This is a genomic window from Promicromonospora sp. AC04, from assembly GCF_003058225.1.
Taxonomy (GTDB): domain Bacteria; phylum Actinomycetota; class Actinomycetes; order Actinomycetales; family Cellulomonadaceae; genus Promicromonospora.
This window is the reverse complement of record NZ_QBUG01000003.1, coordinates 1-18805: the sequence shown is the minus strand read 5'-3', so window position 1 is coordinate 18805 and position 18805 is coordinate 1. Positions and strand designations below refer to the sequence as shown.

Genomic DNA, 18805 nt, shown 5'->3' with positions numbered 1-18805 from the left:
AGAGAGTGACCCTCAGCACCGAAGCAACGAATTTCGGGTGGCTGCTCGATAACTTCGTGCGTACCGTTCCCGGCAGCCGGCACACGCTCGTGGTGTCGGCGGACGGCCTGCTCATGGCGATGTCGGACCAGCTCGACCGCACCAGCGGTGACCAGCTCGCGGCAATCGTCTCGGGTATGTCAAGCCTCACGCGTGGAGCTTCTCGGCAGCTCAACGGCGGTAATGTCCGTCAGGCGATCATCGAGATGGACAACGGCTTCCTCTTCCTGATGAACGTCTCGAACGGGTCAGTGCTCGGCGTGGTCGCGGAGGCCACGTGCGACATCGGCCTCATCGGCTACGAGATGGCTCTTCTGGTGTCCCGCACCGAGGCCACGCTCACGCCGCAGCTGATCTCGGAGATGCGTGGCAGCCTCCCGGTCGATGGGCAGACCCGAGCCGCCAGCGTGGGATGAGGACTCGACCATGACGTACGCACCTTTCGGTTCCCAGGGGCAGGGGGACGTCCGTGAGACGTCCACCGTGCGCCCCTACGCGGTCACCGGAGGCCGGGTGCGGTCGGAACTGTCCGACCTGCCGCTCGAGGCTCTCGTGGAGGTATTGCCCGGGGCGGTCAGCAGCTTCGGGTTGCCACCCGAGAAGCGCGCGATCCTCCAGCACGCCGCGCACACGTACGTGTCGATCGCCGAGCTCTCGGCCCTTCTGCGGCTGCCCCTGGGTGTCGTCCGGATCCTTGTGGCGGACATGCAGGAGGAAGGGCACGTCACTGTGCACACCTCGACACCGGTTAACGTCCACACAGGCCACGGCAGCTCGAACTCGGGCCTGTCGCTGAGCGTCTTGGAGAGTGTTCTGAATGGCATTTCCGCCCTCTGACGGCGGGGCCCGTAGCGGTCCCAACTGGGCCCCGGTGTCGGGTAACGCCGGCACTGCGACCGCTTCCTCGAACGCGCCCGCGCGCCAGAGTGTGCTGGGTGGCGGCGGTGGCGCCCCGGCGCCCACCGCGCAGGCGTCCCGTCCGGCGCAGGCTCAGCCCGCACCTCCGGTGATGCAGCAGGCACCGGCCGCCAACACCGGTGCGCAGGCCGCTCCGGGCGCTCAGCCCGCGGCCGAGCGCACCGCGCCGACCGTCGTCAAGATCGTCGTAGCCGGTGGCTTCGCGGTGGGCAAGACGACGTTCATCGGCTCGATCTCCGACGTCGAGCCGCTGAACACCGAGGCTGCCATGACGGAGCACTCGGTCGGCGTGGACGACGCCGGTGGCGTGACCGACCGCAAGACCACCACCACGGTGGCCATGGACTTCGGCCGCGTGGAGCTGCCGGGCAACCTGTGGCTGTACCTGTTCGGTACCCCGGGCCAGGACCGCTTCCTCTTCATGTGGGACGACCTGGTGCGTGGCGCGATCGGTGCCGTCGTCCTGGTCGACACCGACCGCCTGGAGCAGTGCTTCCCGGCGATCGACTACTTCGAGTCGCGCAACATCCCGTTCGTCGTGGGCGTGAACTGCTTCGACGGCGTGGCCAAGCACCGGCTCGAGGACGTGCGAGAGGCCCTGCAGATCCCCGCGCACGTGCCGATGCTCTACACCGACGCCCGTTCCCGCGCGGCGACCAAGCAGACGCTCATCGCGCTCGTCCAGCTCGCGATGCGTCAGCTCCGTTCCGGCGCACAGGCGCAAGGCTGAGCCACTCTCCAGCACTCCGCGGATGGCGGGCCACCCTGAGGGCGGCCCGCCGTCGCTGTCTCGTCGGGCGCTAGACTGTGTGGCCGCGCCGTCCCGCATGTTGTCTGGCGGGAGCAGGGCGCTGGGAGGGCTGACAGAGCGGCCTAATGTGACGGTCTTGAAAACCGTTGTGCGGCAACGCACCGGGGGTTCGAATCCCTCGCCCTCCGCCGGCTGTGGACGAAACGATGGCTGGAACCCGACCCCGGATTCCAGCCATCGTCGTATCCAAGCCCCCGACGGGGCTAGCTGATGCCCACGATGGGTAGGCGCAGTGCTGCCGGGGCCGCCTCGGGCACCGCCGGGGCGACGGGGCGCACGGGCTCGACGGGCGCGTAGGCCGATCCGAGGGCCGGCCGCTCGTCCCGCTCGCCGGCGTTGGGCCACAGCGCGCACGCGCGCTCGGCCTGCGCGGTGATGGTGAGCGACGGGTTGACGCCGAGGTTCGCGGTTACGGCCGAGCCGTCCATGACGTGCAGGCCCTCGTGCCCGAACACGCGCAGGTACGGGTCGACGACGCCCCCTGCGGCGTCGGAGCCGATCGCGCAGCCACCCAGGATGTGTGCGGTCAGCGGGATGTTGAAGGGGTCGCCGATCGTGCCGCCGGCGATGCCTTCGACGCCGTCGTCGCCCATCTTGTCGGCCATGCGCCGCACCGCCTCGTGGCCCTCGGGGATCCAGCTCGGGTTCGGGGCGCCGGTGCCCTGCTTCGACGTCATGTAGCGGCCGAAGAGCGCGCGCTTGGTCACCGTGGTCAGCGAGTTGTCCTGGGCCTGCATGACCAGGGCGATGACTGTCCGCTCGGACCAGCGGCGCCAGTCGAGCAGGACGGGCAGCCACCTCAGGTTCTTGCCCATCTCCCCGAACCAGCGGGCGAACCGGTACGGCCCGCCGTCGACGAGGATGTGCTGCAGGGCCGCCATGACGTTGGAGCCGTGGCCGTAGCGCACGGGCTCGATGTGGGTGCTCTCGCTCGGGTAGAACGACGACGTGATGGCGACGCCGCGCGAGTAGTCCGTCGAGCCGACCTTGTGCGTCATCGCGCCGAGCAGGGCCTCCGAGTTGGTTCGGGTGAGGTGCCCGAGCCGCCCCGACAGCCGCGGCAGCATGCCGGCGTCCTTCATGGCGTGCAGCAGGCGCTGCGTGCCGAGCGTGCCGGCGCCGAACACGACCTGCCGCGCGGTGAACGTCCGCTTGCCGGCCCACTTCTTGCCGGTGCGGTGCGTGCGGATCTCGTAGCCGCCGTCGGGCAGCGGACGTACGACGTCGGCCGTCGTGAGCGGGTGCACCGCGGCACCCGCGCGCTCGGCCAGGTAGAGGTAGTTCTTGACCAGGGTGTTCTTGGCGCCGTGGCGGCAGCCGGTCATGCACTCGCCGCACTCGGTGCAGCCCGTGCGGTCCGGCCCCGCTCCGCCGAAGAACGGGTCCGCGGCCAGGCGGCCGGGCGACGGCGCCTCGGCGCCACCCGGCCCGAAGTACACGCCGACGCGAGTGGGGCGGAACGTGTGGCCCACGCCCATGTCCTCCGCGACGTCCCGGATGATCTCGTCGGCGGGGGACCGCCCGTGGTACTGGACTACGCCGAGCATGCGCTCCGCCTGGTCGTAGTACGGCGCGAGCTCGGACTTCCAGTCGGTGATGTGGGACCACGCGGGGTCCGCGTAGAACGGGTCGAGGGGGCGGTACAGCGTGTTGGCGTACACCAGCGACCCGCCGCCCACGCCCGCACCCGTCAGGCACAGGACGTTGCGCAGCAGGCGCACGCGCTGGATCCCGTAGCACCCCAGGGCGGGTGCCCACAGGAACTGCTTGAGATGCCAGGAGTTCTTGGCGAACTCGTGGTCCTCGAACCTGCGGCCCGCCTCCAGCACGCCTACCCGGTAGCCCTTTTCCGTGAGGCGGAGGGCGGCAACACTGCCGCCGAAGCCCGACCCGATCACCAAGACGTCGTAGTCCATGGGCGAGAATGTACTCTCTATTGACGCTGTGTGAAATACGCTTCCGGACGCCGCCCGGGCCTCCCCGGGGCGGTTCGCCCGCCTCGGGGAGGCGGTCCGGGCGGGCAAGAAAACGGCGGGATGACGCCGAAGTGGAGCGGTTCGGAGAGCGACGGGAACCCCCGCTTTGCTCAGCCCGCCGTGCGCCAGGTACCCTGGGCCGCGCGGCATCGCCCTGCCTGGGTAGAGGCTGTCGCGAGGAGACGTCGCATAGTCAGGTCTAGTGCGCCACCCTGCTAAGGTGGTAACGGGGCAACCCGTTCGAGGGTTCAAATCCCTCCGTCTCCGCCAGGAAGGTCCCGGCCGCGCATGACGCCCGGGGCCTTTTCTGTGGGAGGCTTCGGGACGTCGGTTCAGTGCTTGATCGAACCTTCCGGAGGGCTGTGACGGAGTTCTCCCCGGCAAGCGCGGATTTGAGTTTGGGCCCGCGCCGAACAGGCGGTAATGTTCTCGTCGGTCGGTCGTGTGAACGGCAGGCCAGCAGTATGTAGTGCAACCAGCGCCCGTAGCTCAACGGATAGAGCATCTGACTACGGATCAGAAGGTTGGGGGTTCGAATCCCTTCGGGCGCACATTGGCCCCTCACCAGGCGAAAAGCCGGGTGAGGGGCTTTCTCGTTTCCACCCTGCGCACCCGTGTTGCCCACCAGGTTGCCCACCACAGCGGTCATCAGGCCCTCCCCGAGTAGGTGCCCAGAGCCGCAACAGCCAGGCTCAGCGCATCATCGTGCGACCGGGCGTAGCCGTTGGTGACCGCGATGTCTTCGTGCCCGAGGATGTCACGCACGACGTGCGGCGGGACCCCGGCGCTCAGCAAGTTGGTCGCCGCCGTCGCTCGCAGATCGTGCACCCGCACCCCGGCAAACCCGAGGCTGGTGACGAACGGCCCCCAACCATGTTGCGTCTTCACCCCGTCCTTGGTCTTCGTCTCGGTCACCATCTTGGTCTTGAGGACGTTGCCCCGGATCACGTATCCCTTTCGCTCGGACCGGAACACCTGGGCACTACGGCGCTGACCTGCCGTGAGCGCGCGGAGCGGTTCCACAAGATGGACCGGCACCGGCACGAGGCGGTTCCTGCCGCCCTTCGGGGGACCCCACACCAAGTTCCCCTCACGCCAGTACCCGTCCGCCAGGTCGCCGTCATCGTCCTTCGTCATCTCTGAAACGCTCCGCTGCACCGTCATCACGCCGCGCGCGAGGTCCACGTCAGCGACCTGCAACGCCGCCGCCTCGCCATACCGGAGCCCCGCCGAGCCCATCAGATCGACCATGACCGCGTACCGCTCACCCTGGGGCATCTTCCGGATGGCGTCGACCAGCGTTTCGAGCTGCGCCGGGGTGAGCGTCATGCCCACCTTGCGTTCCTGCCGCTTGCGCTTCTCCGCCTTCGTGGACTGCGCAGCGCGAGCAGGATTCGCCGTAAGCAGGCCGTCCCGCACCGCGACGCCTAGCACCGCTGACAGGGCGTACCGAGCCTGGCGGGCGACGTGCATGGTTCCCTTCCGTGTCCACTCGGCCTGTGCCCGCTCGACGTCGCCCACCGAGATAGCCCCGACCTTCGTGTTCCCGAACGTCGCTAGCACTCGGTCGTTCCAGCCGTCGCGGTAGTAGCCGAACGTCCGGGGAGCCAACCGACGACGAAGTACCGGCTCAGCCCGCTCCCACAGACCCGACGCCGCCAGCGTGGTCCGTTCTAGGTCGACGTTCCTGCCACGAGCGGTTCCCCGCTGCTCTCGCTCCCACTCGTCGGCCGCCGTCCAAGAGTCGAAGTCCTCCTCGATCTGTCGCCGTTCACCGTGGGGCGGGTAGGTCCAGACCCGAGCACGCCAGATCTCGTAAGTCTTGGTCTTGCCGTTCTTGTCGGTGTACTCGCGGACGCGCTTGGTGACGCTCATGCCGCCACCTGCTGACCACGCGAGGCGATGAAGGCGTCCACGTCGGAGGCAAGCCAGCGCCAGGCGCGACCGACCTTCCACGCCTTCGGGATCGAGCGGTGACCCCTCCGGGCGAGGTCTTGCAGAGTGCTCTCCGGCACGCGGAGGATCGCGGCCACTTCGGCCTGCGTCAGGATCTTGTCGTTCTGGTTCATCGGTACGTCCCCTTCCTCAGGCCGCCAAGTCGGCGGTTGCCGAACGGTTATCCACAGGCCCGGGTGACCCTGGCGGAGCCAGCCCGAGGGCTTGTTTCGCGGCGTCGTACTGCCCACGGCGGCGCAAGTGCTCATGCAGACTCGCGGTGATCACAGCCGCGTAGGTGTAGGTCCCCGCTTCGGGTTCGCGCCAGACGTAGCGGGCGTGCCCGTCCGTGGTCTCTTGGGTGGTCGAGAGCCGGTCGGTGTCGTCGTGCTCGATACCAGCGGCTTCCAGGGCCTGACGCACCACGGCGGCACGGTCCGCACGGTGCTCGGTGAGCGTCTTGCCTGACCACCCACGAGACACCAGCACGCGCCGACCACCCAGGCCGAGGTTCTCCCGGTCGTGCGCCGGAGACAGGCACTTGCCCGGCTTCATGCCCGGAGTCGGGTGCTTGGGCTGTACCCCGTAACGGAGCCAGTTCGCGCAATCCGGGCCGCAGGGCAGCACCTTCACCTGGGCATGAAGGCGGTCCACGTGACGCTCATAGGCGACCCGAGATGCGGTGTCGGCCGCGTCGTCGTCACCGGCGGCGTAGGTGCCGGAGATGGACTTGGTGAGGTACTTGCACAGGTACCGCACCGCCCGGTCGGAGTCCTTCGTGCCGCCCAGGAGACCCTTGATATCGACCTGCTTGCCGAGCCGGACGACGTGCGCCGGATTCTCGAGTTCGGTCGTGGCCTCGGTCCAGGTCGGCAGGAGCTCGCCCGTGGTCGGGTCGAGGTAGTTCGCGGTCTCTTCGTCCCACACGGGCGGTTCGGCGTGCTCGCCGTAGACCACATCGGCATCGGTGCACGGCGGCCACCAGGCGGCGAAGTAGGTAGCCGCGGCGACCTGCTTCACGATCGCGCGGGGGATGGTGCCCCGGATCGCGGCGTGCAGGTGCGGGGCCAGCCGCTTCTGAGGTTCGACGGCGGCGAAGTATTGGACGTTGTACCCAGCGCACCGCCTGAGGTTCTGCATGAACCGGTCGACCACCCGGGAGAACATCAGCGCATCCAAGGCAGCCTTGCGGTAGTCGTACATGCCCGGGTTGACCGGGACCCCGGTGGACTCCCACTTCCCGTCCGCACGTCGACGCTTGGCGATGTCGCCGTACGACCCCAGCGTCAGGGTGAGGAACATCGAGGGCCGGAACCGGCGGCCGGTCTTGACGTCGGTGAAGGTGCGCCCGAGGGTGCCGCCCACCATCTCCCGGGTGGGCAGGTCGGGGATGCCCTTCAACCGCCGAGTGGAGCGCGAGACACGCTCAGAAGCCGGACCGTCGTCCTCCTCCGTGTCGTCGTCCTCAGCCGGTGCCTTGTCGGCGGCCGGGGGTAGGTCGGGTTCGGCGTCGCGGTGCCAGCCCTCGCGGCACTGGTGCATCCGCAGACGTCGGGCCTTGTCGGCGCAGGCCTTGCACTTGGACTCCCGGGTGGAGCCGCACGGGATCGGCACCAGGTGCGTGACCCCGGTCTCGCGGTCGAACACGGACCGCACCACGGGGGAAGTGCAGACCCCGTTAGCCTCAGCACCAGCCCGCGCCAGATCGCGCGCAGCACGAGCTGCATCGTCGACATCGAGGCCGGTGGTGTGGGTGTCGAGGTCGGTGCGGAACGAGACCATCAGGCAGCCACCTCCACAGCGTCGAGGCCGGGCAGGTCGAAGGGCAGCGTCCCCTGCACCGGGCGGCCGGTCAGGGCCTCGCCGGACAGTTCAGCGAACAGGTCGGACGCGGACACCTCCTGCCAGGTGGTGCGGTCGGCACCCGCCCAGAACCCGGCAGTGGTCTCCTTCACGGCGACCTCACGGGCGCACGCAGCGGCCACGGGGCAGGCGGCGCAGACACCGGACATGTGGGCCTGAGCGGCGGCCGAGGCGTTCTCGCTGATCCACGGCAGGCCCACGTTTTCCGGGCGGGCGCAGCCAGCCCCGGTCAGCCGGTCGGTGCTCATGCCGTCACCCCCGGCATGTCCAGGCCCGGCAGGGTGCTCTGCATGGCCACGGGAGCGACCCGGGTACGGGTGCGCGAGGAGGGGCGGACCGGGCCGAGGACCGGCACCGGGGGCGACGCGGGAGATTCGGCCGGCCGAGGCTCGCGGACCGGGGCGGGCTCCGGCTCGGTGGCTTCTGGCGCGACGGCTGGAGCCTCGATAGCGGGCACGGGCTCAGCAGCCGCCACCTCAGGAGCCTCAGCCACGTCAGCGACCTCGACAGGCAGGGTCAGCGGCTCCGGCTCGACGGCGGGACCGTCTGCGACGACGAGGGACGCCAGCGCGTGCGTGGAGGTGAGCACGGACAGCGGGGCCAGTGCCACCAGGACGACGCCCACGAGGACCTTCACGGCCGGGCCGACGTCGTAGGCGTGTGCGGCGTTCGCGCCGATGGAAACGACGGTGAACCCGAACATCAGGGTCCAGGCCCAGACGCTGGAGCGGCCCCGGGCGCGCAGTACGAGGGCCACCAGGCCGTAGACGAGCACGCTCGCATCGATGACGACCGGCACGAGGAACGCCAGCGACTCGGGCACCCGGCCCCACAGCGCGGCGTCCCGTAGAGACGAGAACGAGAGCGCGAACGACGCCAGGGCGACGGCGACGGTCAGGACGACGGTGAAGACGAGCACGGGCCGGGAGTCGGCCGCGATCCGGGCCACAGGCCCAGCGGTGCGGTTCATGGTCAGACCTCCTCTGCGGATGCGGTCGGGCGGGCAGCACGCGGGGCACGAGGTGCCCGGGGCGCGCGGGGCTTGCGGGGAGCGCGAGGCTTGCGCGGACGCGGAGCCGGAGCAACGGCGGCCGCCTCGGTGGCGGGGCCGTCGGTGGGGCTGTCGTCGGGGGTGTCGACCACGGCCAGGTGGCCACGGGCACGAGCCCACGCGTTGACGGCATCCATCCCCTCCCGGGGAGCCGACGCGGCCAGAGCCGGGGCGGGGTACGTCGCCGCGACGTGGCGGATGAGGTCGTCGTCCCAGTAGTCGAACCGGATCAGGGACGGCATGCCGTCCTCCCCGACCAGGTAGGCGGTGCCCGGCTCCGTACCCGCGATGTCGTGCGCGGGGGCAAGGCGGGCATGCGGTCCCAGGACCATGTCCGACTCGATGTCAGAGTCCAACCGGAGGGCGATCTTCTGGGGGTAGAGGTTGCGCTGCCCCACGGCCTCCTGACGAGGGTTCTGCACACAGGCCAGGACGACGACGCCCAGCGCCCGGCCCTGGGTCAGGATCTTGGACATGAGCCGGTCGGCCTCGCGACGCACGTCGAACTCGGCATAGGCCATCAGGTCAGCGAGTTCATCGATGACCAGGACGTGCAGCGGGTCCCCGGGAGTGGGGACGTGCAGCCGAGAGACGCCGCGCATGGTCTCCTTGCGGCGGTCGATCACGGCCAGCAGCTCACGCAGGACCGGGAGGGCGGCGTCGTTGCTGTAGGCGACGCGGGCGAACAGGGCACGGCCCATCTCCAGTTCGACGCCGCCCTTGAGGTCCAGGCCCCAGAATTGCACCAGGCCCGCAGGGACGGCGGGGGCGAGGTTGCCGACCACGGACCACAGCGCCGAGCCCTTGCCCGCTCCGGTGGCGCCGACGACGAGGGTGTGTTGTCCGCGGACCTGGACACAGGCCGGGAGCCCGGCCCGGGAGCGGCCCACAGGCACGTTGTCCGGGGTGGCGTTCTCGATCCCCGGCACCGACGCGACGGCGGGCGCGATGGTCGCGGTGGTGAACAGAGCCAGGTCCAGGACGCCGGGCTTGACCTTGGACGGTTCGTACCCGTGGGCGCGGAACGCGGTGCAGATCGCGGGGGCGGCCCGGTACAGGTCGTCCGGGGTCTGGCCGGTGAACGTCTCGATCCGCAGCACCACCGCACCCGGAGCACGCCGCACGTGCACCAGGCGGGAAATCACGATGGTGCCGTCCGGGCGGCGGGCCGACAGGCCGCAGGACTGGGCGACCTTGGGCCAGGAGTCCCGCACCTTCCACGCGTACATGGTCAGCAGGTACCGGCGCGGGGCGAGCATCGCCCAGGTGCCCATGAACAGACCCGGCAGCAGGAACACCACCAGCAGGAGCACGGGGCCAGTGGTGCGGTCGCCGGGCAGTTCGGCCAGGGTCAGCACGCCCCACCAGCCGACGGCGAGCAGGGCACCGAGGGCGACCGGCAGGGGGTGCTTGCCCGCCCAGGTGCCCAGGCCACGGGCGAACATCCACACCCGGAACCCGGACCAAGCAGCGATGCGCCAGGCCTTGCCGGACCATCCGGGACGGCCCACGGTCGCGGCGCGGAGCCGGGAGCGGGTGGCCGTGATTTTGGTGTTCAGGGCGGTGCGGATGCCGCCCGTGGTCGCAGTGTTCATCGGTCCCGCGCCTCCTTGTCGGTGGCGGCGCGGTAGGCGTCCTGAGCCGCCCCGGTCGCCTCGTTGATGGCCCGCGCGGCACCGCGCAGCGACTCGGCCAGAGCGTCGAGACCGGTCTCTCCGGCCCACTTCTGCATGAACCGCACCATGGTGTGCGTCTGTTCGAGGTCCTGACCCATCTGCGAGATCAGGCCCGGCGTGTCCTTCTCCGTGATCCGTCGTGTGAACATCAGCTCTTCCCCTCTCGCTCCGCGTTCAGGCGCCGCTCGACGTCGTCCAAGACGCCCATGAGCGTGTTCTTGACCGTGAACAGGGCATCGGCCACGGGCGCGTGGGCTTCGGTCCAGGACCTCAGGTCCTCCATCTCGATCGCCGCGTGCCGCGCACCGCTGACGGCGACGTCCACGAGTTTGTGGGTCTGCTCCAGCGCTTCGATCGCGCGCTTGTTGACCTGCCGTGTCGTTTCCTGCTCAGCCATCACTCGCCCTCGCTCTCGGCGATCCAGCGGCGGGCTACGTCCTCGCGGACCTCCCGGACCCGGGCCGACAGCGCCCGCAGGTTCTCCAGGGCCGCGTCATGGGCGTTGGTGACCCGGCTCAAGTTCTCCAGCGGCTCGATACCCCGCTGAACCTCCCCAACCGCTTCCCCAAGCCGGTGCTGGGCTTCCTCCAGCGCGTCGATCGCGCGCTTGTTGACCTGCCGGGTTGTCTCATCGGTCGCCATCAGCTCATCCCTTCTTTGGCCTCGCGCGGTCGCACGAGGGCTTCGGCTTCATCGATCAGCGCGTGTAGTTGCACGCGCACCTGATAGATCCGTTCGCCCAGGTCCTCATCCAGCGGGACGAGGAACGCCCCACCGAACGCCAACAGTGCGTACGCCTCGTTGATCTGCGTCACGCCCTCCCGTGCCGTGGCCACCAGATCCCGACGCTTCGCCGCCTCATCCATCCCGGGATCGGTCGGACCGGCGTAGGCCCATCTCTTCGGCATCAGCCCTGCTCCCCGTCGTCTTGGCGACCGACCCACTTGCCGGTCTCGTCGTAGAACTCGGGGTACTGGGCGCGGTGCGCGATGACGGCCGCGAGCCGGATTTCGAAGTGGAGCGCTTCGGCTCCCTTGTGCAGGTCCCGCGCGGTCTCGGCCGCGTCGGTGAACTCGACACGGTCCAGGGCCCTGGACGCGCCCTCCAGACCGTTCTTGGCCTCGAACAGGTACCGCCGGGCCGAGTCCAGCCACTCCGCGCGCGACACCTCAGGCCACCGCCTTCACGTCAGCCGTGGTGTCCTCTGACCAGCGGTACGGGCGGCGGCGAGGCAGGCCGCCCAGGGCCAGCGGCGCGGACAGGAAGACCGGCACGTCGCCGGACGTGCCCGTCCAGCACGAGAAACCCGTGTTGTCGTTGCGGCCAAGGTCCGAGCGCGGATCCAGGCCGAGCAGGTGCGCGATCGTCTCGCCGTGCGTCGTGTCGGTCACCGTCACGTAGAGCTTCTTCGCCTGGGTGCCGAGGTCGATGTGCCAGGCGATGTCCTCGATCCGGTCGTCCCCGATCAGGTCAGCCACGTACGCGGCGAACCGGAGCGCTTCCCCCGTCGAGGGGGCAGGAACCGAAGCCCCCGCCACCCCCGACGACATGGTGTTGGTGACCATGGGTCAGGCCGCCTTGGGCAGGGCCTTGGCGCCGGACATCTCCGCGATGCCAGCGGCCTCCCACGACGTCGACAGCCCGTTGTTGCGGCGGTCGACACGGACCGAGGCCACCAGGTCGCTGAACTGGATCGGCGTGAACAGCGACGGCGCGGGCATCTCCATGGCCGGGACCGTCACCTTGACCGACTCCGTGGACACACGTCCCCAGGACTCGGACTGGTACACGACCTCCACGCCCCACAGCGGGAGCCCCGTGCCGTCCTGCCGGGCCTGGTTGTCACCCGGACGGCGCTTGCCCTCCGCCGTCTCGACCCACTCCATGACCGGCTCCACAACACCGGTCGCCACCATCTGCTGTCGGTTGCTGTCTACAGCGAACGTCGCCATCTCTTCTTCTCCTCAGTCATCTCTGCGACCATCTGGCCGACTGGCTTAAGCCAGTGATAGAGACCATAGACTGGCTTGAGCCAGTTGCGCAAGAGAGTGGCTTGAACCAGTTCGCTAGAGTTGGGGTCATGCCTGATCAGCGACCCCACGGCGACAACGCCGAAGCCCGCGCGATCGCGTCGGCACTGCGGGACGCGATCCACTCCGGCGAGTACACCCCCGGCGATAAACTGCCTTCCGAGCGGGTGCTCGCAACGACCTACCACGGTGCCCGGAACACCGCCCGAGCGGCCATCCAGGAACTCATCCAAGAGGGCCTGGTCCGGCCCGAGCACGGCCGGGGATACTTCGTCCGCGAGCGTCCCCGCTGGATGCGCTTCGGCCGCCTGCGATACACCACCCCGATGCGCGCGGTCACCCGACACGGCCCGTTCGGTGCCGAGGCCCGAGCACAGGGCAAGACTCCGCGCGTCGAGGTCCGCAGCGCCGAACGCATTCCCGCCGAAGCCCACGTCGCGGAACGCCTCGGCATCGAGCCCGGGACCGACGTCGTCCGGCGCGAGAACTGGTACTACGCCGACGAGATACCCATGCAGGTCGGCATCACGTACATCCCGTGGTCCATCGCCCAGGGGACAGCCCTCGCGAAGGCCGAGAACCTCGGCAAGCGCAGCCTGTACGGCCGTCTCGAAGACCTCGGTTACACCATCGCCAACATCCGCGAAGAGGTCACCGCCCGGCCCGCCACCCGGGAAGAAGCCGAGGGACTCGACTTGCCCGCAGGTGTCCCCATGATCGACCTGTGGCACACCGGCATGACCGCCGACAAGCACCCCTTCGAAGTCACGAACTTCTGCATGCGCGCCGACTACTCAGCGCTCGACTACGACATGCCCGTGGAGTATTGATGACCCTCACGATCCGCCCCCGCCACGACGAAGACCTGCCCGCCCTCGCCGCCGCCCTGGTCCGAGTCCACGCCCAGGACGGCTACCCCGTCGAAGGTGTGGCGGACCCCGAAGGCTGGCTACGGCATCCCAACGAGCTGCAGAGTTGGACTGCCACCAACGACACCCACCCCATCGGGCAAGTCACCCTCAGCCGGGCCGTGCCCGACGACGACGCCGCGCGCGCCTGGCAGGAGCAGACCGGCGGCGACATCGACCGTCTCGCGATCCCGGTCCGACTCTTCGTTGACCCCGACCACCGGGGCAGCGGAGCCGGACGTCTCCTCATGGAAGCCGTCGTCAACTACGCGCGATCCAGGGGCCTCGCCATCGCGTTCGATGTCATGCTCAAGGACCGCGCCGCGATTCGGCTCTACGAACGACTCGGAGCCGTGCGGATTGCCGACCTCACGCACCATTACGGCGACGGCCTCACCGAACCGGCAGCCGTCTACGTGGTGCCGCTGCCGAATTGACCTCTACAAGATCAAGGCGCGCCTGACGGCGCGCAGGGCCCGCGCCTACGGCGGGGCCCCGCGATGGGGACCCCCGCGCGGCGGGCCTGGCGGCCCTTGCGCACCCCCACCGCACCCCACCGCCAGCGCGAGCCCCACACACGACAAAGACGGTCCTGGATCACTCACCAGGACCGTCTTTCGTTACTCAGGCTCTCAGTGCCTCCGGCGGGCACCGCAGGAATCAAGAGGATCGAGGGAACGCGGTGCCCCTGGTCCTCCGTCATCCATTGGCTTCACCGGGACCCTGACACCGAACCCGCCGGCAGCGCAACAGGTCCCGCCGACACCCAGCACCACCGCACCAGACGATGACGGGCGGGACCTGTTGCACTGACGGCAGAACCGATGTCCGAGACGCGCCCCGCGCCAACGGATGACGGAGGACCAGGGACCCCGAGCCGGGAGTATGGCCGGGACACAGACCCGCATCTGCTGCCCACCAATCTGCCCACCAAATCGCTCGGACTGCCCGCGCGAGGGCCAATTTCCCGGGCGTACCGGGCCGGTTGAACCGCAGAATCATGCGGATCGTGCTTCCTACGAGTCCCTACGGATCAGAAGGTTGGGGGTTCGAATCCCTTCGGGCGCACAGTAGAAGAGAAGCCCCGACCAGCGGAGACGCTGGCCGGGGCTTCGTCGTTGGTGGGCGTGCCCGCCGATTCTCGTGTCCCTGGCCCCACTGGGTCGCCAACCAGGACAAGAGCCGGCTTGAGCCACACGTCGCGATCCGGTCACGGTTGTGACCCGGGCCACTCCGCTGTTGACCCCAACTCCGAGCGGTCGCTACGTTCACCTGCGGCACACCCGTTCGGAGAACGACCTGGGCCACGGGCGTCGGAGCTCAACGGTGCGCTCCGTCGTCGGACCTGGGGAGCCCCCGGGCGGGCGTGCTGCCCAGGTGACGCACCTCCCCGGTCGCACATGTGCGAGCTGCAGGCGGCCGATGCTTGTCCGAGGATGCGGAGCGGACGCATTGACGGCAGGGAGGACCTCAGATGGGCGAGACCGTTCAGGATGCCGGCGCCCGGTCGGGTGAGTTCGTGCAGTCCCTGGAGCGCGGGCTGGCGGTGATCCGTGCGTTCGGCTCGGACCGGGCGCGGATGACGCTGAGCGAGGTGGCCCGCGAGGCCGAGCTGAGCCGGGCGACCGCGCGGCGCTTCCTGCACACCCTGGTGGAGCTCGGGTACGTGGTGACCGACGGGCGTGTGTTCGCGCTGCGTCCCCAGGTCCTCGAGCTCGGGCACGCCTACCTGTCGAGTTTGTCGCTGCCGGAGGTGGCGCAGCCCCACCTGGAGCAGCTCGCGGAGGACGTCGGCGAGTCGTCGTCGGTGGCGGTGCTCGACGGCGCCGACATCGTCTATGTGGCCCGCGTCGCGACACGCCGGATCATGTCGGCGGCGATCCAGGTAGGCACCCGGTTCCCCGCTGCGGCCACGTCCATGGGCCGCGCGGTCCTGGCCCACCTGCCCCACGGCGACCGGGATGCCTTCCTAGGCGACGTCGCTCTCGAGCAGCTCACCCCGCACACGATCATCGACCGGGAGCTGCTGCGTGCCGAGCTGGACCGGGTCCAAGGTCAGGGCTGGGCGCTCGTCGACCAGGAGCTGGAGGAGGGGCTGCGCTCGATCGCCGCGCCATTGCGGGACCGGGCCGGCCGGGTGGTGGCCGCGGTGAACGTGTCCGCCCCGGTGCGCCGCGGCGCGGCCGACGAGCTGATAGCCGACTTCCTGCCACCCCTGCTGCGCGCCGTCCGCGAGATCGAGGCGGATCTGGCCCGTACCCGGACCTGAGTCCGGCTGTTACCGTGGATGTACGCATACGGAACTTGTGTGCGCACTGCGAACGGGCAGAGGTGGAAATCGATGAGGCAGGCATTCGTCTACGACGCGGTGCGCACGCCCTTCGGCCGCTACGGCGGGGCGCTTGCCACGGTGCGGCCGGACGACCTGGCGGCTTATGTCGTCGGGGAGCAGGTGCGCCGTGCACCGGGGCTGGACCCGGTCCGGATCGACGACGTGATCCTCGGCAACGCGAACGGGGCGGGTGAGGACAACCGGAACGTGGCGCGGATGGCCGTGCTGCTGGCCGGGCTTCCGCTGTCGGTCCCCGGCGTCACCGTGAACCGGCTGTGCGGCTCGTCGCTGGAGGCCGCCGTGCAGGCGGCCCGCGCCGTCGAGTCCGGCGACGCCGACGTCGTCGTGGCGGGCGGCGTCGAGTCCATGAGCCGTGCGCCGTGGGTGATGCCCAAGCCGGAGCGTGCCTACCCGGCGGGCGGCGCCGAGCTGGTCTCCACCACGCTGGGCTGGCGCCTGGTCAACAAGAAGATGCGGCCGGAATGGACGGTCTCCCTCGGCGAGGCTACGGAACGCCTGCGTGAGAAGTACGGCGTCACGCGGGAGCGCCAGGACGAGTTCGCCCTGCGCAGCCACCGCCTGGCGCACGAGGCGTGGGAGGACGGCCGGTACGACGACCTGGTCACCCCCCACCCCGATGCCGACCTGCGGCGCGACGAGCCCGTCCGCCCGGACGGCACCCTGGAGAAGCTGGCGTCGCTGAAGCCGTCCTTCCGCGCGGAGGGCGGCACCATCACGGCGGGCAACGCCTCCCCGCTGACGGACGGCGCCAGCGCCGCCCTGATCGGCTCGGAGTCGGCGGCGACCAGCACCGGCCTGGAACCGCTGGCCCGCATCGCGGGCCGCGCGTCGGTCGGCAACGAGCCGCAGTACTTCGGCTACGCCCCGGTGGAGGCCGCCGACCGCGCCCTCGCGAAGAGCGGCATCAGCTGGGACGACGTCGGCGCCGTCGAGCTCAACGAGGCGTTCGCCGCACAGTCGCTCGTCTGTGTCGACGCGTGGGGCATCGACCTGGACATCGTGAACGCGTGGGGCGGAGCGACGGCGCTCGGCCACCCGCTCGGCGCGTCCGGCACGCGCATCCTCGGTACGCTCGCGCGCCGGCTGGTCGCGGAGAACCAGCGCTGGGGCGTGGCCGCGATCTGTATCGGCGTCGGCCAGGGCATGGCAGTGGTCCTGGAGAACGTGCGGGCCGCCGCATGACCGTCCAGCTCGCGCGGACCGCCTTGGAGGCGGTGGGCGACGTCGCCGACGGCTCGACCGTGATGATCGGCGGGTTCGGGCCCGCCGGGCAGCCGGTCGAGCTCATCGAGGCGCTGCTGGAACAGGGCGCCGGCGACCTCGTCGTCGTCTCCAACAACGCGGGCAACGGCGAGGACGCCCTGGCGCGGCTCATCCTCGAACGCCGCGTGCGCAAGATCGTGTGCTCGTTCCCCCGCCAGGTGGACTCGTGGCACTTCGACGCCGCGTACCGCGCGGGCGAGATCGAGCTCGAGCTGGTGCCGCAGGGCAACCTGGCCGAACGGATCCGCGCGGCGGGCGCCGGCTTGGGCGGCTTCTTCACGCCCACCGGCTTCGGCACGCCGCTGGCCGAGGGCAAGGAGACCCGCCTGGTCGACGGCGTCCCCATGGTCCTTGAGTCGCCCATCCGCGCCGACGTCGCGCTGGTCAAGGCGCTCCGGGCCGACGGCGTCGGGAACCTCGTCTACCGCAAGACCGCCCGGAACTTCGGGCCGGTCATGGCCACGGCGGCTCGGCGAACCGTGGTGCAGGTACACGAGGTCGTGCCGACCGGGTCGATCGATCCCGAGACGGTGGTGACCCCGGGGATCTACGTCGACGCCGTCGTGCCGATCGACAGCGTGACCACGCTCGCGGGCGTGCAGCCCGGGGCGCGAGGAGTCGCTTCATGAGCGCGGAGACGATCCCGGCGGACGCGCGGAGCGGGTCGCCGCTGTCCAAGGCGCAGCTGGCGGCCCGCGTCGCCGCCGACATCAGGCCGGGCTCCTACGTGAACCTGGGTATCGGCCTGCCGACGCTCGTGGCCGACCACCTCCCCGAGGACTCCGGCATCACACTGCACACGGAGAACGGGCTGCTCGGCATGGGCCCGACCCCGGAGCCGGATGCCGTGGACCCCGAGCTCATCAACGCCGGCAAGGTCCCGGTGACGGAGCTCGCCGGTGCTTCCTACTTCCACCAGGCCGACTCGTTCGCCATGATGCGCGGCGGGCACATCGACGTCTGCGTGCTCGGGGCGTTCCAGGTCTCGACGTCGGGAGACCTCGCGAACTGGTCCACCGGCAAGCCCGGCGCCGTGCCCGCCGTGGGCGGGGCGATGGACCTCGCAGTGGGCGCCAAGCGGAGCGTCGTCATGATGACGCTCCTGACCAAGGACGGTCAGCCCAAGCTCCTCCGGGAATGCACCCTGCCACTCACCGGAGTGGGCTGCGTGTCGCGGATCTACAGCGACATCGCAGTAATCGACGTCGGGCCGGGTCGCCGGGACGACGACGGCGCACGCGTCGTCGAGACCTACGGCGTCACACACGGGGAGCTCGAGGAGATGCTGGGGCTGCGGCTGGGCTTCGCCGCAGGCTAGGGGCGCCCGGGAGACGGCTGCCGCAGAGGCGATCGTTGATCGGGTCCGGAGCGCTGCGCCGCGAACTGGGGCCTGCAGGCGCGGCCCGGATGGAGCATTCGCCGTGGATGGCGAAATCTGAACCAAAGATTACGCAGACATGGCCGAGCGAGAGAGTTCTTGGTCTGGCGCCGCCCATCCTGGCGCTCCAGGGGGCGGCAGAGGCCGTCCAGCAGGACTTCGGACCGGCCGACGCTGATGGCTTCTTGGAAAAACACCCGATGAACAGCGGTTCTGTGTCCGCCGTCACGCGCCTCGGCTTTGACGCACCCTGCCGCCTGACGTACTGTTCTGGATGTCAGCCCGACGGGCCGACGGACACACGGACCGGAGACGGTCCGAGTGGCCGCGCCGGGGCTGGATCCCATCTCTGATGCAGGACGGTTTAAATTGTTCTGCGGGTTATCGGATGCGGGTCCTCTCATGCGAGTGCGCTAGGCCTTCAAGGCCAGCGGATTTGCGAGGCGGATTCAGGTCTGGTAAGTTGAAGAGGTTGCCCCGGATGGGGTCAGCATCCTGAGGATGATGACTCTGGCGGTGTGCGTCGGTTGTTTGAGAACTCAACAGTGTGCTTGATAGTCAATGCCAAATTGTTTGGCCCTTTGCGGGGTGTGGCTTTGCTGAC

Annotated in this window: 23 protein-coding genes and 3 tRNA genes; 12 read left to right on the top strand and 14 right to left on the bottom strand. The window is 69.7% G+C overall.

Features of this window, described 5'->3' with window-relative positions; all coding sequences use genetic code 11:
- Positions 1-5: 5 nt before the first annotated feature.
- The 4 genes from C8K30_RS09245 (at position 6) to C8K30_RS09230 (ending at position 1896) form a co-directional block, all read left to right on the top strand.
- Positions 6-455, top strand: coding sequence for a roadblock/LC7 domain-containing protein (locus tag C8K30_RS09245; RefSeq protein WP_020017525.1), 450 nt, complete (start codon positions 6-8; stop codon positions 453-455).
- A 10-nt stretch (positions 456-465) separates the two neighbouring features.
- Positions 466-876, top strand: a complete 411-nt coding sequence (locus C8K30_RS09240; protein ID WP_020017526.1) for a DUF742 domain-containing protein — start codon at positions 466-468, stop codon at positions 874-876.
- Positions 877-967: 91 nt separating this feature from the next.
- Positions 968-1687, top strand: coding sequence for an ATP/GTP-binding protein (locus C8K30_RS09235; RefSeq protein WP_233257126.1), 720 nt, complete (start codon positions 968-970; stop codon positions 1685-1687).
- A 124-nt stretch (positions 1688-1811) separates the two neighbouring features.
- Positions 1812-1896 (top strand) — tRNA-Ser (locus C8K30_RS09230).
- Positions 1897-1971: 75 nt separating this feature from the next.
- Here C8K30_RS09230 and C8K30_RS09225 read toward each other — a convergent pair.
- On the bottom strand, positions 1972-3684 hold the full coding sequence (locus tag C8K30_RS09225) for a GMC oxidoreductase (RefSeq protein WP_108492627.1): 1713 nt from the start codon (positions 3682-3684) through the stop codon (positions 1972-1974).
- 238 nt (positions 3685-3922) lie between these two features.
- Between C8K30_RS09225 and C8K30_RS09220 the strand changes: the two genes are divergently transcribed.
- Positions 3923-4014: transfer RNA gene (locus tag C8K30_RS09220), tRNA-Ser, on the top strand.
- A gap of 208 nt (positions 4015-4222) precedes the next feature.
- A tRNA-Arg gene (locus C8K30_RS09215) sits at positions 4223-4295 on the top strand.
- Positions 4296-4392: 97 nt separating this feature from the next.
- Here the strand turns inward: C8K30_RS09215 and C8K30_RS09210 are convergent.
- The 13 genes from C8K30_RS09210 to C8K30_RS09150 are packed head-to-tail and all read right to left on the bottom strand — an operon-like array spanning position 4393 to position 12221.
- Positions 4393-5619, bottom strand: a complete 1227-nt coding sequence (locus C8K30_RS09210; RefSeq protein ID WP_108492626.1) for a site-specific integrase — start codon at positions 5617-5619, stop codon at positions 4393-4395.
- Entirely contained in the window at positions 5616-5813 is a 198-nt protein-coding gene (locus tag C8K30_RS30665; protein WP_158280970.1) for an AlpA family transcriptional regulator, read from the bottom strand. The genes C8K30_RS09210 and C8K30_RS30665 overlap by 4 nt, the downstream gene beginning before the upstream one ends.
- Positions 5814-5829: 16 nt before the next feature.
- Entirely contained in the window at positions 5830-7461 is a 1632-nt protein-coding gene (locus C8K30_RS09200; protein WP_199230420.1) for a replication initiator, read from the bottom strand.
- On the bottom strand, positions 7461-7790 hold the full coding sequence (locus tag C8K30_RS09195; RefSeq protein ID WP_108492624.1) for a WhiB family transcriptional regulator: 330 nt from the start codon (positions 7788-7790) through the stop codon (positions 7461-7463). The genes C8K30_RS09200 and C8K30_RS09195 overlap by 1 nt, the downstream gene beginning before the upstream one ends.
- Complete coding sequence (locus C8K30_RS09190) at positions 7787-8512, bottom strand: DUF2637 domain-containing protein (RefSeq protein ID WP_108492623.1); 726 nt, start codon at positions 8510-8512, stop codon at positions 7787-7789. The genes C8K30_RS09195 and C8K30_RS09190 overlap by 4 nt, the downstream gene beginning before the upstream one ends.
- Before the next feature lie 2 nt (positions 8513-8514).
- Positions 8515-10188, bottom strand: coding sequence for an FtsK/SpoIIIE domain-containing protein (locus C8K30_RS09185; RefSeq protein ID WP_108492622.1), 1674 nt, complete (start codon positions 10186-10188; stop codon positions 8515-8517).
- Entirely contained in the window at positions 10185-10418 is a 234-nt protein-coding gene (locus C8K30_RS09180; protein WP_108492621.1) for a hypothetical protein, read from the bottom strand. Before C8K30_RS09180 ends, C8K30_RS09185 begins: the two co-directional genes overlap by 4 nt.
- Positions 10418-10666, bottom strand: a complete 249-nt coding sequence (locus C8K30_RS09175; protein WP_108492620.1) for a hypothetical protein — start codon at positions 10664-10666, stop codon at positions 10418-10420. The genes C8K30_RS09180 and C8K30_RS09175 overlap by 1 nt, the downstream gene beginning before the upstream one ends.
- Positions 10666-10911, bottom strand: a complete 246-nt coding sequence (locus C8K30_RS09170) for a hypothetical protein (protein WP_108492619.1) — start codon at positions 10909-10911, stop codon at positions 10666-10668. The genes C8K30_RS09175 and C8K30_RS09170 overlap by 1 nt, the downstream gene beginning before the upstream one ends.
- Positions 10911-11177, bottom strand: a complete 267-nt coding sequence (locus tag C8K30_RS09165; RefSeq protein ID WP_108492618.1) for a hypothetical protein — start codon at positions 11175-11177, stop codon at positions 10911-10913. Before C8K30_RS09165 ends, C8K30_RS09170 begins: the two co-directional genes overlap by 1 nt.
- On the bottom strand, positions 11177-11437 hold the full coding sequence (locus tag C8K30_RS09160) for a hypothetical protein (RefSeq protein ID WP_108492617.1): 261 nt from the start codon (positions 11435-11437) through the stop codon (positions 11177-11179). The genes C8K30_RS09165 and C8K30_RS09160 overlap by 1 nt, the downstream gene beginning before the upstream one ends.
- A gap of 1 nt (position 11438) precedes the next feature.
- Positions 11439-11834 (bottom strand): hypothetical protein, encoded by a 396-nt coding sequence (locus C8K30_RS09155; RefSeq protein WP_108492616.1) that lies wholly within the window; start codon positions 11832-11834, stop codon positions 11439-11441.
- A gap of 3 nt (positions 11835-11837) precedes the next feature.
- Positions 11838-12221, bottom strand: coding sequence for a hypothetical protein (locus C8K30_RS09150; RefSeq protein ID WP_108492615.1), 384 nt, complete (start codon positions 12219-12221; stop codon positions 11838-11840).
- Between the two features lie 128 nt (positions 12222-12349).
- Between C8K30_RS09150 and C8K30_RS09145 the strand changes: the two genes are divergently transcribed.
- The 6 genes from C8K30_RS09145 (at position 12350) to C8K30_RS09120 (ending at position 18141) form a co-directional block, all read left to right on the top strand.
- Positions 12350-13129 (top strand): GntR family transcriptional regulator, encoded by a 780-nt coding sequence (locus C8K30_RS09145; RefSeq protein ID WP_108492614.1) that lies wholly within the window; start codon positions 12350-12352, stop codon positions 13127-13129.
- Positions 13129-13644 carry a GNAT family N-acetyltransferase gene (locus tag C8K30_RS09140; protein ID WP_108492613.1) on the top strand — a complete coding sequence of 172 codons (516 nt, stop codon included), beginning with the start codon at positions 13129-13131 and terminating at the stop codon, positions 13642-13644. Before C8K30_RS09145 ends, C8K30_RS09140 begins: the two co-directional genes overlap by 1 nt.
- A 1037-nt stretch (positions 13645-14681) precedes the next feature.
- Positions 14682-15476, top strand: a complete 795-nt coding sequence (locus C8K30_RS09135) for an IclR family transcriptional regulator C-terminal domain-containing protein (protein WP_108492612.1) — start codon at positions 14682-14684, stop codon at positions 15474-15476.
- Between the two features lie 72 nt (positions 15477-15548).
- Positions 15549-16742 (top strand): thiolase family protein, encoded by a 1194-nt coding sequence (locus C8K30_RS09130; RefSeq protein WP_108492611.1) that lies wholly within the window; start codon positions 15549-15551, stop codon positions 16740-16742.
- Positions 16739-17452: a 3-oxoacid CoA-transferase subunit A gene (locus C8K30_RS09125; protein ID WP_108492610.1), complete on the top strand. Its 714-nt coding sequence runs from the start codon at positions 16739-16741 to the stop codon at positions 17450-17452. Before C8K30_RS09130 ends, C8K30_RS09125 begins: the two co-directional genes overlap by 4 nt.
- Complete coding sequence (locus C8K30_RS09120; protein WP_108492609.1) at positions 17449-18141, top strand: 3-oxoacid CoA-transferase subunit B; 693 nt, start codon at positions 17449-17451, stop codon at positions 18139-18141. Before C8K30_RS09125 ends, C8K30_RS09120 begins: the two co-directional genes overlap by 4 nt.
- Positions 18142-18805 lie beyond the last annotated feature (664 nt).

Bases quoted from the DNA above. Each gene is read 5' to 3' on its own strand.
- C8K30_RS09185 (WP_108492622.1), bottom strand. From the start codon at position 10,188: ATGAACACTGCGACCACGGGCGGCATCCGCACCGCCCTGAACACCAAA.
- C8K30_RS09120 (WP_108492609.1), top strand. From the start codon at position 17,449: ATGAGCGCGGAGACGATCCCGGCGGACGCGCGGAGCGGGTCGCCGCTG.
- C8K30_RS09180 (WP_108492621.1), bottom strand. From the start codon at position 10,418: ATGTTCACACGACGGATCACGGAGAAGGACACGCCGGGCCTGATCTCG.
- C8K30_RS09165 (WP_108492618.1), bottom strand. From the start codon at position 11,177: ATGCCGAAGAGATGGGCCTACGCCGGTCCGACCGATCCCGGGATGGAT.
- C8K30_RS09195 (WP_108492624.1), bottom strand. From the start codon at position 7,790: ATGAGCACCGACCGGCTGACCGGGGCTGGCTGCGCCCGCCCGGAAAAC.
- C8K30_RS09130 (WP_108492611.1), top strand. From the start codon at position 15,549: ATGAGGCAGGCATTCGTCTACGACGCGGTGCGCACGCCCTTCGGCCGC.
- C8K30_RS09225 (WP_108492627.1), bottom strand. From the start codon at position 3,684: ATGGACTACGACGTCTTGGTGATCGGGTCGGGCTTCGGCGGCAGTGTT.
- C8K30_RS30665 (WP_158280970.1), bottom strand. From the start codon at position 5,813: ATGAACCAGAACGACAAGATCCTGACGCAGGCCGAAGTGGCCGCGATC.
- C8K30_RS09125 (WP_108492610.1), top strand. From the start codon at position 16,739: ATGACCGTCCAGCTCGCGCGGACCGCCTTGGAGGCGGTGGGCGACGTC.
- C8K30_RS09175 (WP_108492620.1), bottom strand. From the start codon at position 10,666: ATGGCTGAGCAGGAAACGACACGGCAGGTCAACAAGCGCGCGATCGAA.
- C8K30_RS09190 (WP_108492623.1), bottom strand. From the start codon at position 8,512: ATGAACCGCACCGCTGGGCCTGTGGCCCGGATCGCGGCCGACTCCCGG.
- C8K30_RS09140 (WP_108492613.1), top strand. From the start codon at position 13,129: ATGACCCTCACGATCCGCCCCCGCCACGACGAAGACCTGCCCGCCCTC.
- C8K30_RS09200 (WP_199230420.1), bottom strand. From the start codon at position 7,461: ATGGTCTCGTTCCGCACCGACCTCGACACCCACACCACCGGCCTCGAT.
- C8K30_RS09150 (WP_108492615.1), bottom strand. From the start codon at position 12,221: ATGGCGACGTTCGCTGTAGACAGCAACCGACAGCAGATGGTGGCGACC.
- C8K30_RS09155 (WP_108492616.1), bottom strand. From the start codon at position 11,834: ATGGTCACCAACACCATGTCGTCGGGGGTGGCGGGGGCTTCGGTTCCT.
- C8K30_RS09145 (WP_108492614.1), top strand. From the start codon at position 12,350: ATGCCTGATCAGCGACCCCACGGCGACAACGCCGAAGCCCGCGCGATC.
- C8K30_RS09170 (WP_108492619.1), bottom strand. From the start codon at position 10,911: ATGGCGACCGATGAGACAACCCGGCAGGTCAACAAGCGCGCGATCGAC.
- C8K30_RS09210 (WP_108492626.1), bottom strand. From the start codon at position 5,619: ATGAGCGTCACCAAGCGCGTCCGCGAGTACACCGACAAGAACGGCAAG.
- C8K30_RS09240 (WP_020017526.1), top strand. From the start codon at position 466: ATGACGTACGCACCTTTCGGTTCCCAGGGGCAGGGGGACGTCCGTGAG.
- C8K30_RS09135 (WP_108492612.1), top strand. From the start codon at position 14,682: ATGGGCGAGACCGTTCAGGATGCCGGCGCCCGGTCGGGTGAGTTCGTG.